The following is a 12,216-nucleotide window of genomic DNA, read 5'->3' on the forward strand; positions in this document are numbered from 1 at the left end:
GAATAGCGCCAATTTGCGAAATTGCGGCGTACCTACACCCATGTCCAATCAACACTCTCAAGACCATCTTGACCTCGTTTATGGCTTAGATGATCGTCCAAAACCTTTGGTCGCTTTTTTAGCAGCGTTCCAGCATTTACTTGCGATTATTGTACCAATTGTTACACCAGGGCTTTTAATTTGTTTAGCTTTAGGTGTGTCACGTACCGAAACTAACATGATTTTATCGATGTCTTTGGTGATTTCCGGTATTGCTACATTTTTACAATGTAAAAAAGTCGGCCCGTTTGGTGCAGGTCTTTTGATTGTTCAAGGTACAAGTTTTAACTTTATTGGTCCAATTATTGGTATTGGTAGTGCAATGGTTGCCGCAGGAACGCCAGTAAACCAAGTTATGGCTGCAATTTTCGGTGTAGTAATTGCTGGCTCATTCATTGAAATGGGTGTTTCCCAGATTCTTCCATGGGTAAAAAGACTAATTACTCCTTTAGTCACCGGCATTGTTGTTTTATTAATTGGCTTAACACTGATTAAAGAAGGCTTAATTAGTATGGGTGGTGGTTATCAAGCCATGCAAGACCATACTTTTGCAAGTGCAGACAACCTTATTATGTCATGTACCGTACTTGCCATTATTATCATTCTAAATCGTATTCGAGTGGTATGGATTAAAAGTTCGGCAATCTTAATTGCTTTAGTCATTGGTTACATTCTTGCAGGATTTATGGGACACCTGGATTTCTCAGGTATTAAAGATGCCCCTCTTGTACAAATTCCAACACCAATGCACTTTGGGTTAAGCTTTTCTTGGGGCTTATTCATCCCAATGGCTTTTATCTACTTAGTCACTTCTTTAGAAGCGATTGGTGACGTTACTGCAACCAGTAAACTTTCAAACCAACCTGTTAATGGTCCTGAATGGATGAAACGTATTAAAGGTGGTGTTTTAGTAAATGGTGCAAACTCCTTACTCGCAGGTTTATTTAACACCTTCCCTAGTTCTGTTTTTGCTCAAAATAATGGGGTAATCCAACTCACTGGCGTAGCAAGTCGTTATGTAGGTATCTGGATTGCTGCTTTACTTATTTTATTAGGCTTATTCCCCGCAGTAGCTGGTGTAATACAAGCAGTTCCTCAAGCTGTTTTAGGAGGCGCTGTGATGGTCATGTTCGGTGCCGTGGCTGCATCAGGTATTAACATCCTCTCATCTATTCATTTAGATCGCCGAGCACTTTTAATTATCGCAATTTCACTTGCACTAGGTTTGGGTGTTGCTCAAGTTCCTCAAATTTTGGAACACCTACCAGAATTATTTAAAAATATTTTTAGCTCTGGCGTAGCGACAGGCGGTATCGCAGCATTAATTTTAAATGTTGTCCTCCCTGAAACACACAAATAACTATTTTTTAATTTTGATTACTGCCCAGTTTCCACTGGGCATTCTTCTTCATGAGAGATGTACATGGATCCTAGAAGTGAAGTGGTATTGAGACAACAAGACTATTTAAAAGGTAGAGTCTTGTTAATTAATGCACCGAATGATGCCCTAGTCAGTCAATTACCAGCTGAGACTGATGTATCAGTTTGGACGTGGAATCATGCTGACTATCAAGGCTTTATAAATAACGGAACAAATGCGCATTTCTCAGTTGAGTTCCCATTACAAGAATTTGATCAAGCCGTTATTTTTGTTCCTAAATCTAAAGAACTGTTAAATTACATATTGCATGTAGTCATGAGCAATCTGAAAACTGATCAGTCTGTTTTTTTAGTAGGTGAAAAAAAGGGCGGTGTTGAACGCGCTGCCAAACAATTACAAAGCTTCGGTAAAGTCCTTAAACTCGATAGCGCACGCCATTGTCAGCTATGGCACTTAAAGATTGAAAAAATAGAACTACTTAAACCTCTAGAAAGCTGGCTCAAAAGTTACACTGTTCAGGTGAATGAACAAGAGCTTACGATTTGTGCCCTTCCTGGTGTTTTTAGCCAAAATCATCTCGATGTCGGAACTGCTGTTTTACTCCCTTATCTTAATCAGGTGAAATCAGGTAGAATTGCCGACTTCGGGTGTGGTGCGGGAATTATTAGTTGCTATTTGGCAAAAATAAATTCAAGTAATATTATTCATGCCCTAGATATTGATGCTTTCGCTTTACGGTCAACGGAAATGACTTTTAGTCGAAATGGAATAGGTTCAGACCAGTTGAGATTGCAGCCTGTTACAGGTATTGCAGACGCTCCAACAGAACTCGATGCCATTGTCAGTAATCCCCCTTTCCATCAAGGTATTCATACCAACTATGATGCAAGTGAAGGACTCTGCCAAAACGCTAAAAAACATTTAAAGGCATCAGGTGAGCTATGGATTGTAGCAAACCGTTTTTTAAACTATCCGATCTTAATTGAGAAGCACTTTGGTCAGTGCCAGATTAAAACTGATCTTCAAGGCTTTAAGGTGTTATATGCCTGTGCATAACAAACTATGTAAGGAATCTCCATGAGCGAAACACATGCTCCTGAAAAACTCCAGCGTAAGCTTGGGGCTCGTCATCTGAATATGATCGCCATTGGTGGTTCCATTGGTACAGGCCTCTTCCTTGCTTCTGGATCAACCATTGCAAATGCTGGCCCAGGTGGAGCGCTACTCGCCTATTCACTTATTGGCATTATGATTTACTTCTTAATGACCAGCTTAGGTGAGCTTGCAACTCATACGCCAACATCCGGTGCCTTTTTTACTTACGGCAGTCGTTATGTCGAAGAAGGTTTTGGTTTCGCTCTAGGTTGGAACTATTGGTATAACTGGGCCATTACAGTTGCATTCGAACTTGTTGCGGTCCAGTTCATTATGAAGTTCTGGTTCCCTGATATTCCAGGATTTTACTGGAGTGCCCTATTTCTTATCGTTATCTTCATGATTAATGCGATGACGGTTAAGGGCTTCGGGGAAAGCGAATTCTGGTTCTCAATGGTTAAAGTGATTGCGATTGTTGCCTTTATTATTATTGGCTTAGCTATGATCATCAAGATTATGCTAACCCCTGGTGTGGCAACTTTCGGGAACTGGACCTACAAAGAGGCACCTTTTGTTGGCGGTTTACAAGCCATGATTGGTGTAGCAATGATTGCCGGGTTCTCTTTCCAAGGAACCGAAATGGTTGGGGTTGCTGCGGGCGAATCAAAAGATCCAAAGAAGACGATTCCACTGGCAATCAAACAGATTTTCTGGCGAATCTTATTATTCTACATTCTATGTATTTTCATTATCGGTACTCTAATCGCCTATGATGACCCCAACCTACTACAAGCAGCTGCTACTGAAGATATCGCACTATCTCCATTTACATTGCTCTATGAAAGAGTAGGCTTTGCTTTTGCTGCAGGTTTAATGAATGCCGTCATTCTTACTGCTATTTTGTCAGCAGGTAATTCAGGCATGTATTCTTCAACTCGCATGTTATTTAAAATGGCTCAAGAAGGTCGCGCACCAAAGTGGTTTGCAAAACTTGATAGTCGTGGCGTCCCGATGAACGCGCTATATGCCACCACATTTATTGCCGCATTTTGTTTCTTGACGACATTTATTGGAGAGAAGCAAGTATTTAACTGGCTACTCAATATGTCTGGTATGTGCGGTTTTATTGTTTGGTTAGGAATTGCGATTTCACATTATCGTTTCCGTAAAGGATATATTGCTCAAGGCTATAAATTAGAAGATTTAGCATATCGTGCCAAATTTTTCCCATTTGCCCCTTGGTTTGCCTTTATTCTCTGTTCAATCATCATTTTAGGGCAAAACTATCAAGCCATTTTAGGTGGAAAAATTGATTGGTTAGGCTTACTTTCAACCTATATTAGCTTGCCTTTGTTCTTGATCATTTGGTTAGGCTATAAGTGGAAAAATAAAACCAAATTGATCTCTTACGATCAAATGAATGTGAAGCCTGAACAAGACTAAGAATCGGTAATTAAAAGTTAATCAAAGATCAAAAGCTTGATCTTTGATTAAAAAAGCGTAAAATGCCGTTCAGATTTTCAACGGCACTTTTAAATAAGGAGGACATCATGCCAACACTACAAGGTAAAACAGATTAAATAATTTGGCACGATGTCAGCTCACGGACAAGTGTACAAATTCACATCACTTGTCCGAATGCTTAAATTTAAAACCTAGCATTCGCTAGGTTTTTTTATGCCTGCTCGGACAAAAATAAGAGAAAAAATTATGGGCATACAAAAAATATTAAACAAGGAGGCACTCTACGGTGTCCCTGTTAAAATTTTCACTCAAGATATAGATAGTGAAAGTATCGAACAACTCAAGAAAATGGCTCAACTGCAATTTATCTATTCACATATTGCTGTTATGCCAGATGTTCACCTAGGAAAAGGCGCAACTGTAGGTAGTGTTATTCCAACTAAACACGCCATTATCCCTGCTGCTGTAGGAGTAGATATTGGTTGTGGTATGAATGCAATTCGCTTGAGTTTAAAGGCTTCACAATTACCTGATAACTTAAGTCGTTTACGCGATGCAATCGAACGCAAAGTCCCGGTTGGCTTTGCTTTACATAAACAGGTTAAGGCAAAAGCTTCCAGCATTATTCCACTTGAAAAACGCTTAGAGCCAATTATCAAAAAGCATCCTGGCCTTGTTCGTATGCTTCGACAATTTGATGCAACATGGCAAAAGCAGCTTGGGACTTTAGGTGGTGGTAACCACTTTATAGAGTTATGTATTGATGAGAATCAAGATGTCTGGGTGATGCTACATTCGGGTAGCAGAGGGCTTGGCAATGTCATTGGTACTTATTTTATTGAGCTAGCCAAAAAAGAAGCTCAACATCGCTTTGGCCATGTTCCAGATAAAGACTTAAGTTATTTTGCCGAAGGCTCAAACAGTTTTGATGATTATGTAGAAGCTGTAGAGTGGGCGCAAGACTATGCTTTTGAAAATCGTAAGGAAATGATGCGTTTAATTTTAGAAGCGATTCGGCCCCTTCTACCCTCTTTTCAAATGACAAAAGAAGCGATTAATTGTCATCATAATTATGTGAGCCGTGAGACACATTTTGGCGAAAGTTTATTGATTACTCGAAAAGGTGCAATTCGAGCAGGCTTAGATGAATTAGGCATTATTCCTGGCTCAATGGGAGCACGATCTTATATCGTTAAAGGCAAGGCAAATCCTGAATCATTTTGTTCTTGTTCTCATGGTGCAGGTCGCAAGATGAGTCGAAGCAAGGCAAAAGCTCTTTTTAACCAGCAAGATCTTATTGAACAAACCCAAGGTATTGAATGCCGAAAAGACAGTGGTGTCGTCGATGAAATCCCAAGTGCTTATAAAGATATTGATGAAGTCATGGCAAATCAGGTTGACCTAATTGAAGTTATTCACACTCTTAAACAAGTTTTGTGTATTAAAGGTTAAAACATGAAAATTAAAGAAATGTCAAAAATCAAAGTCCGTAATCAAGTAGCTGTATCCCCTTTACTTCATAAAGGTGGGATGCATGAAACGGAAAAACCTCGTGCCCAACATCGCAAAGATAGACAAGATACTAAACAGCAATTGAAGAAAGGTGTTTGGTAATAATTTAACCCAAGATCGAAGTAATTATTAAGGAGACTTAAAAATGACTAAATATTTTAAAAATCGCAATAAAAAAAGCGACTCTAACGAGTCGCTTTTTTACTGTTCAAGAACTCAAATTATTGAGCTGCTGCAGGAGCTGCCGCTTCTTGACCAGGTTGAACAACTACAGTACGGCTACCAGTGATTGTCGCGAATACACGACGGTTCATAGCACGACCTTCTTTAGTTTTGTTGTCAGCAATCGGTTGATCCCAAGCGAAACCTTGAGTAGACAAACGAGATGCATCAACGTTGTATTCGTTTACAAGAGCTGATTTAACAGAGTTAGCACGAGCTAAAGATAAACGTTCGTTCAACTTACGTGGACCAGTGTTATCTGTGTGACCTTCGATACGTGCAGTAGCGTTAGGGTATTCAGTTAACTTCTCAGCAACTTTAGCGATTTCTGGCTTGTATTGGTCTTTGATGTTTGATTTGTTAGTATCAAAGAACACACGAAGTTCCATGTTAAGATCTTCAGTTAACTCTTGTGGTTGTGGAGCAACTGGAGTTGGTTCAACTGGAGCAACTTCTACTACAGGAGCAGCAGGCTTCAAGTGACCACCAAGAACTACGTTTAAACCAGCAAGAGCTGTGTAACGCCAGTATTTTTCGTCAAAATCATAAGTACCACGAGCTTCTGTACGAAGTGATAATGCATCATTCAAACGATAGAAAGCACCTACACCGGCATTACCGATAGTATCTTTCTTGTCTTCATAGATACCATCAAACTCAGTTTTAGTTTGACCTGCACCTAATAATACATACGGCTTGAATTTGCTGTCGTAGTTCTTAGTAATCAAATCAGAAGTTGCGTAGAAGTTACCAGCAATAGTTTTTTGCTTGTATTCAGAACCAGCTACGCCAGTACCTTCAAGATCACCTTTAACTTGGTTATATTCAGCTTCGAAACCTAACCAAGGAGTTAATTCAACACCTAGTGCAGCACCAACGAATAAATCATCTTGTAATTCAGCATGACTTGTTAATTTATCGTTGTTGTGGTCACTATCCTGCCAAGTATAACCTACTAATAAAGGAGTAACAGTTACGCCCGCATTAGCAGCAGCTAATGGAGCAGCGACAAGCATAGCAAGTGCAATACGACTCAATTTCATGGATATCCTCCAGAGATAACAATTGTTGTTCAAGCTCAGCCTAAATTTATTGGCCCCTGAGATATTTTTACCCCAGTATTATTTTTAAGCTATTCACATTTGAATCATACAAACACTTGATAGACTTTCCAAGTGCTTGATAATTTTAATCAAGTAAATTATTGACAAAATTACTTACAATTTCCGTTGTAATTCGGTAATTTTTCACTCAACTAGTAAATATGAACAACTTCTTTCTTTCGCTTACGGTGATTTTACCAGTATTCTAGCATCCTGATAACCTTTATTTAATTTTGTGTTTCCTCACTATAAAAATCATTATAAATCATTGATAGAAAGCATAAAATCAAAATATTTATCCATATATTAAGGAATTTTAATGTTTAAATCTCCCGGTTTTACGCTATTTGAACTCGCTATAACACTCGCAATTCTTATGATTATGGTCATTATAGCTCTACCTTTATACCATCAATTTATGGCTTCTGTAGAATTAAAAAATGTTTCTCGATTACTCACAATTCATATACAAAAAGCCAAATACGACGCAATTCTACGACATAAGAGCGTCGTACTTTGTCCAAGTGTTGATTTGTCTATATGTAATAGTAATTGGGATGCAAGTCTTATTAGCTTTGTAGACACAAATCATAACCTACTGAGAGAAAGCAATGAAGAGATTTTGAGCAATATTGAACTTGCTCACCACTACGGTTCTTTAAAATTTCAAAAGTTTGGAAAAAAATTAAATAGTATTGTATTTCAAGGCGATACTGGCCTTCCACGAGAATCTAACGGCACTTTTACTTATTGTTCTTATAACCAGCTTAAAAACTTTAAATTAGTTCTCAGCAAAATGGGGCACACTCGTTTAGAAGACCTAAAAAATTGTTAGAACTCTACAGTCTAATGCAGAAGATATCTCTCTTTAATTTTTGCAATATACTGCCTAAGTTTTAAATATTTCTTATTTCGAGATTAAGAACAATCGGAGATTACAACAATGACTGACATCGTAATTGTAAATGGTGCTCGTACTGCCATGGGTGGTTTTCAAGGATCATTATCAGGACTTACAGCGCCTGAGTTAGGGGCTGTAACGATTAAAGAAGCAATCGCACGAGCAGGTTTACAACCTACTGATGTCGAAGAAGTCATTATGGGGTGTGTTCTTCCTGCTGGCTTAAAACAAGGCCCTGCTCGTCAAGCCATGCGTAAAGCTGGCTTACCAGACTCTACGGGTGCTGTGACAATTAATAAACTTTGTGGCTCTGGTATGAAGGCAGTCATGCAAGCTGCTGATATGATTAAAGCAGGTAGTGCTGAAGTAGTTGTTGCTGGCGGTATGGAGTCTATGACAAATGCACCTTATGTTTTACCAAAAGCACGAGCTGGCTACCGCATGGGTCATGGTGAAATTAAAGACCATATGTTCTTTGATGGGCTTGAAGATGCTGAAACTGGGCGTTTAATGGGTTCTTTTGCTCAAGATATGGCAAATACTCGTGGCTATACACGTGAACAAATGGATGACTTTGCGATTCGCTCTTTGAAGCGTGCGCAAACAGCAATTACTGAAGGCTATTTCAAAGATGAAATCGTTCCAGTTACCGTACCTAGTCGCAAAGGTGATGTCGTTGTTGATCAGGATGAACAACCTTTAAATGCAAAGATTGACAAAATTCCGTCACTCAAACCAGCTTTTGCAAAAGACGGTACAATTACCGCGGCAAATGCGAGTTCTATTTCGGATGGTGCGTCTGCATTAGTATTAACTTCAAGTGATGTTGCTACACAACGTGGTTTACAACCGCTTGCAAAAATTATCGCGACAGCTTCAAACTCACAGCATCCTTCAGAATTTACGATCGCTCCTGTGGGTGCTATCGAAAAAGTGCTTAAAAAAGCGGGGTGGAATGCTCAGGACGTTGACCTTTGGGAAATTAACGAAGCTTTTGCTATGGTTACCATGTGTCCAATCGATGACTTCAAACTTGATGCAGAAAAAGTGAATATCAATGGTGGTGCTTGTGCCCTAGGTCATCCAGTAGGTTCTACGGGTTCTCGTATTATTCTTACCCTTATTCATGCACTAAAACGTACTGGTGGTAAAAAAGGTATTGCTGCCCTCTGTATTGGTGGTGGTGAGGCAACAGCAGTTGCAATTGAACTCATTTAATCCAAATTCATTATTTTAAAATCCCGCTTCGGCGGGATTTTTTTATGAAAAAACTACAAAAAATGACCCACAAAATCACTTTTAAGTTTTAACTTATTCCTTTAAACGAAAACAACAATGGACAATAACAATGCAACTCAATCACTATCTCAATTTCCAAGGTCAAGCAGAGCAAGCCTTTAATTTTTATAAATCAGTATTTGGTGGTGAATTCGGTATGTTAAGCCGTTATGGTGATATGCCCGCGCCTGAAGGAGTAACTTTATCGGAAGCCGATAAAAATCTGGTTCTTCATGTTTCTCTACCGATTAATGAATACACTGTACTTATGGCATCAGATACAAATGATCAGTTCTGTGCGCCTAACAGTGTTTTTACCCAAGGAAATAATCACTACATCGCAATTAATCTCGAAAAGGACGAGCAAGAAAAAGCAAAACAGCTTTTTGATGCCTTATCTGTTAATGGTCAAATTGAAATGCCTCTAGAAAAAACATTCTGGGGTGCACTATACGGTGCTTTTACCGACCAATTCGGTATAAAGTGGATGGTTAACTGCCAACTTGATAGTTAATATTTTAAATATTTAGCCCTTATAGAAATGCCTATTATTTCTATAAGGGCTTTAAACATCGATATTGGAATATTGTGCAATAATCATTAAACCAACCGTAATGAAGCCGATTCCTACCCACCCTGCAATATCAATATTCTGATCAAGAAAAATCTTTGCTAAAAAAGCCGTCGCTAATACACCTATTCCAGACCAAAGCACATATAAGATTCCAGCTTGCATGTACTTCAAAGCAATAGCAGCACATGCAAAAGAAATAATATACAAAACCAGAGCAATGCCCTGAGCTGTTTTATTAACTAATCCATTCCCCTTAGCAGAATAAAATGTTGAGAGTACATCTGTCGCAATAGCAAAGAGTAGCCACCAAGCACCGGGATTTATTTTTGAAATTAAACCTAACATTATTGTTCTTCAGTTGAGTCATATAAAAATTATTTATAAAAAAAGCTGAACCAGAGTTCAGCCTTTATATTTTAAAGCTATTTAAGCACCAGTTTGATAACTTGCTTGCGGTACGGCGGTTGAAGCTTGATATGGACGAGTAAAGTCTTGCAAACCAGCTGCTGCTTCTTGCACATCTTTACCTTCTTTAATCACAAAACTGTCAAAACCTGAACGTTTTAAGTAGTTTAAGACATCCTTAAATACATCACCTGTTGCACGTAATTCACCTTGGAAACCTTGGCGACGTAATAGTGCAGCAAATGAATAACCACGCCCATCACCAAAACCTGCAAACTCAATAAAGATTGCATCAAGTTCATTTAATGGAAATATATGTTCTTCAGGTGAATCATTCACAGTTACATACAAAGCTTTTTTACCTTGAATGTTTGCCAATTGATCGAGTTGAGCTGTTGTTACAACAACATCACCTTGTGGAACAACACCATCTTCAGCAATGATTTGATAAGTATTATCTGCAATCGTGCCATCTTTATAAAGCACTGGTAGAGCTGTATTAAGCATATGCGCGCTCCTTAAATGGTTGAATTCCTACACGGCGATATGTATCAACAAAACGCTCACCTTCAGTACGTAGATCAAGGTAAGTATTCAATACTTCTTCGATGACATCAGGCACGGCATCTGCTGCAAATGATGGCCCTAAGATGTCACCGATTGATGCATCATGGTCTGAATTACCACCTAATGTAATTTGGTAGAATTCAGCACCTTTTTTATCTACACCTAAAATACCGATGTTACCTACGTGGTGGTGACCACAAGCATTCATACAACCCGAAATATTGAGATCTAAATGACCAAGATCATAAACTTTGTCTAAGTCATCGAAACGGCGTGTAATTGCTTCAGCAATTGGAATTGATTTCGCATTTGCAAGTGAACAGAAATCACCGCCTGGACAACTAATAATATCGGTAATAAAACCAATATGTGCACGAGCCATATTTTGTTGCTCAAGCGCTCGCCATACATCAAACAAATCTTTTTGAGGTACGTCAGCCAAAGCAATGTTTTGTTCGTGAGTAGTACGAAGTTCACCGAAAGTGTATTTATCAGCAAGATCTGCAATAAAATTCATTTCTTCAGTGGTCATATCACCCGGTGCGATACCTGCACGTTTTAGAGAAATCGTAACAATACGATAGCCCTTCACTTTATGCGCATGCGTGTTGATGTTGAACCACTGTTTGAATTTTGGATGCTCAGCAAATAAAGCTGTGAAGTCTTCATCCTCTAAATCTTGATAATCAAACGGTGTGAATTCTTCATCCAGTTTTTTCAAGATTTCTGGCTGAATTTTCAATGCTTCACGTGTATGTTCGAATTCAGCTTCAACTTTCTGTGCAAACACTTCAGGCGTTAATGCTTTAACTAGAATTTTGATACGCGCTTTATATTTGTTATCACGACGGCCATGCAAGTTATAAACACGTAAAACCGCTTCTAAGTAAGCAATTAAATCTTCACGTGGTAAAAACTCACGAATGACGCTACCAATGATTGGGGTACGGCCTAAACCACCACCAGCCATAATTTTATAGCCAATCTCGCCCGCTTCATTACGTACGATATAAACACCAATATCGTGGAATGCAGTCGCCGCACGATCTTTTTCTTCAAGTGCAGAAACAGCAATTTTGAACTTACGTGGTAAGAATGCAAATTCAGGGTGGAATGTACTCCACTGACGAATCAATTCACATGTTGGACGTGGATCTGCAATTTCACCAGCAACCACACCAGCATATTGGTCAGTTGTCGTATTACGAATACAGTTACCACTGGTTTGAATAGCATGCATTTGTACAGTTGCAAGTTCCGCCAAAATGTCTGGCACATCTTCAAGTGCAGGCCAGTTCAACTGAATGTTTTGACGTGTAGATACGTGTGCGTAACCACGGTCATAAGCAGTTGAAACTTCAGCGACTTTACGTAATTGTTTAGAATTCATTAAGCCATACGGCACAGCAATACGCAGCATAGGCGCATAACGTTGCACATATAAACCATTTTGCAAACGTAATGGACGATATTCGTCTTCAGAAAGTTTGCCAGCTAAATAGCGTTCTGTTTGATCACGGAACTGAGCAACTCGTTCATTAACCAGCTGCTGGTCGAAATCGGTATATAAATACATGGCGTATGGCTAGTAGATTCATTATTAAGGCGGATAGCATAGCGAGCTTTTATTCATCAATAAAATGCTTTTTTTGCATATTTAATAACGGTTTTATTG

12 protein-coding genes are annotated in these 12,216 nt (G+C 38.9%); 8 read left to right on the forward strand and 4 right to left on the reverse strand.

The window, feature by feature from the left end:
- Nucleotides 1-40 precede the first annotated feature (40 nt).
- The 5 genes from KTI78_RS12280 to KTI78_RS12300 all read left to right on the forward strand — a co-directional run bounded on the left by KTI78_RS12280 (nucleotide 41) and on the right by KTI78_RS12300 (nucleotide 5,593).
- Nucleotides 41-1,399 carry a uracil-xanthine permease family protein gene (locus tag KTI78_RS12280; RefSeq protein WP_016143111.1) on the forward strand — a complete coding sequence of 453 codons (1,359 nt, stop codon included), beginning with the start codon at nucleotides 41-43 and terminating at the stop codon, nucleotides 1,397-1,399.
- A gap of 63 nt (nucleotides 1,400-1,462) precedes the next feature.
- On the forward strand, nucleotides 1,463-2,476 hold the full coding sequence (locus tag KTI78_RS12285; RefSeq protein WP_224992767.1) for a methyltransferase: 1,014 nt from the start codon (nucleotides 1,463-1,465) through the stop codon (nucleotides 2,474-2,476).
- A 21-nt stretch (nucleotides 2,477-2,497) separates the two neighbouring features.
- Nucleotides 2,498-3,958, forward strand: a complete 1,461-nt coding sequence (locus tag KTI78_RS12290; protein ID WP_262446238.1) for an amino acid permease — start codon at nucleotides 2,498-2,500, stop codon at nucleotides 3,956-3,958.
- Between the two features lie 267 nt (nucleotides 3,959-4,225).
- Complete coding sequence (locus KTI78_RS12295; RefSeq protein ID WP_262446292.1) at nucleotides 4,226-5,431, forward strand: RtcB family protein; 1,206 nt, start codon at nucleotides 4,226-4,228, stop codon at nucleotides 5,429-5,431.
- Nucleotides 5,432-5,434: 3 nt separating this feature from the next.
- A complete protein-coding gene (locus KTI78_RS12300) occupies nucleotides 5,435-5,593 on the forward strand; it encodes a hypothetical protein (protein ID WP_262446239.1) in 159 nt (52 codons plus the stop codon).
- A gap of 119 nt (nucleotides 5,594-5,712) precedes the next feature.
- Here KTI78_RS12300 and omp38 read toward each other — a convergent pair whose 3' ends face one another.
- Nucleotides 5,713-6,756 carry an outer membrane protein Omp38 gene (omp38, locus tag KTI78_RS12305; RefSeq protein WP_014207589.1) on the reverse strand — a complete coding sequence of 348 codons (1,044 nt, stop codon included), beginning with the start codon at nucleotides 6,754-6,756 and terminating at the stop codon, nucleotides 5,713-5,715.
- 379 nt (nucleotides 6,757-7,135) lie between these two features.
- Here omp38 and KTI78_RS12310 point away from each other — a divergent pair, with 379 nt between their 5' ends.
- From KTI78_RS12310 to KTI78_RS12320, 3 genes are all read left to right on the forward strand, one after another.
- A complete protein-coding gene (locus KTI78_RS12310; protein ID WP_262446240.1) occupies nucleotides 7,136-7,651 on the forward strand; it encodes a GspH/FimT family pseudopilin in 516 nt (171 codons plus the stop codon).
- 108 nt (nucleotides 7,652-7,759) lie between these two features.
- Nucleotides 7,760-8,935 carry a thiolase family protein gene (locus KTI78_RS12315; protein ID WP_016143105.1) on the forward strand — a complete coding sequence of 392 codons (1,176 nt, stop codon included), beginning with the start codon at nucleotides 7,760-7,762 and terminating at the stop codon, nucleotides 8,933-8,935.
- 130 nt (nucleotides 8,936-9,065) lie between these two features.
- Entirely contained in the window at nucleotides 9,066-9,509 is a 444-nt protein-coding gene (locus KTI78_RS12320) for a VOC family protein (RefSeq protein ID WP_224992754.1), read from the forward strand.
- A 51-nt stretch (nucleotides 9,510-9,560) separates the two neighbouring features.
- Here the strand turns inward: KTI78_RS12320 and KTI78_RS12325 are convergent, their stop codons facing one another.
- From KTI78_RS12325 to KTI78_RS12335, 3 genes are all read right to left on the reverse strand, one after another.
- A complete protein-coding gene (locus KTI78_RS12325) occupies nucleotides 9,561-9,914 on the reverse strand; it encodes a DMT family transporter (RefSeq protein WP_224992752.1) in 354 nt (117 codons plus the stop codon).
- 81 nt (nucleotides 9,915-9,995) lie between these two features.
- Nucleotides 9,996-10,481: a DUF934 domain-containing protein gene (locus KTI78_RS12330; RefSeq protein WP_224992750.1), complete on the reverse strand. Its 486-nt coding sequence runs from the start codon at nucleotides 10,479-10,481 to the stop codon at nucleotides 9,996-9,998.
- Nucleotides 10,474-12,117, reverse strand: a complete 1,644-nt coding sequence (locus KTI78_RS12335; RefSeq protein WP_262446243.1) for a nitrite/sulfite reductase — start codon at nucleotides 12,115-12,117, stop codon at nucleotides 10,474-10,476. The genes KTI78_RS12330 and KTI78_RS12335 overlap by 8 nt, the downstream gene beginning before the upstream one ends.
- Nucleotides 12,118-12,216: the final 99 nt, after the last annotated feature.

It is taken from the genome of Acinetobacter sp. WU_MDCI_Abxe161, assembly GCF_025514355.1.
In the GTDB taxonomy this organism is placed as follows: Bacteria; Pseudomonadota; Gammaproteobacteria; order Pseudomonadales; family Moraxellaceae; genus Acinetobacter; species Acinetobacter pittii_E.

Bases quoted from the DNA above. Each gene is read 5' to 3' on its own strand.
- KTI78_RS12290 (WP_262446238.1), top strand. From the start codon at position 2,498: ATGAGCGAAACACATGCTCCTGAAAAACTCCAGCGTAAGCTTGGGGCT.
- KTI78_RS12325 (WP_224992752.1), bottom strand. From the start codon at position 9,914: ATGTTAGGTTTAATTTCAAAAATAAATCCCGGTGCTTGGTGGCTACTC.
- KTI78_RS12320 (WP_224992754.1), top strand. From the start codon at position 9,066: ATGCAACTCAATCACTATCTCAATTTCCAAGGTCAAGCAGAGCAAGCC.
- KTI78_RS12285 (WP_224992767.1), top strand. From the start codon at position 1,463: ATGGATCCTAGAAGTGAAGTGGTATTGAGACAACAAGACTATTTAAAA.
- KTI78_RS12280 (WP_016143111.1), top strand. From the start codon at position 41: ATGTCCAATCAACACTCTCAAGACCATCTTGACCTCGTTTATGGCTTA.
- KTI78_RS12330 (WP_224992750.1), bottom strand. From the start codon at position 10,481: ATGCTTAATACAGCTCTACCAGTGCTTTATAAAGATGGCACGATTGCA.
- KTI78_RS12310 (WP_262446240.1), top strand. From the start codon at position 7,136: ATGTTTAAATCTCCCGGTTTTACGCTATTTGAACTCGCTATAACACTC.
- omp38 (WP_014207589.1), bottom strand. From the start codon at position 6,756: ATGAAATTGAGTCGTATTGCACTTGCTATGCTTGTCGCTGCTCCATTA.
- KTI78_RS12335 (WP_262446243.1), bottom strand. From the start codon at position 12,117: ATGTATTTATATACCGATTTCGACCAGCAGCTGGTTAATGAACGAGTT.
- KTI78_RS12300 (WP_262446239.1), top strand. From the start codon at position 5,435: ATGAAAATTAAAGAAATGTCAAAAATCAAAGTCCGTAATCAAGTAGCT.
- KTI78_RS12315 (WP_016143105.1), top strand. From the start codon at position 7,760: ATGACTGACATCGTAATTGTAAATGGTGCTCGTACTGCCATGGGTGGT.
- KTI78_RS12295 (WP_262446292.1), top strand. From the start codon at position 4,226: ATGGGCATACAAAAAATATTAAACAAGGAGGCACTCTACGGTGTCCCT.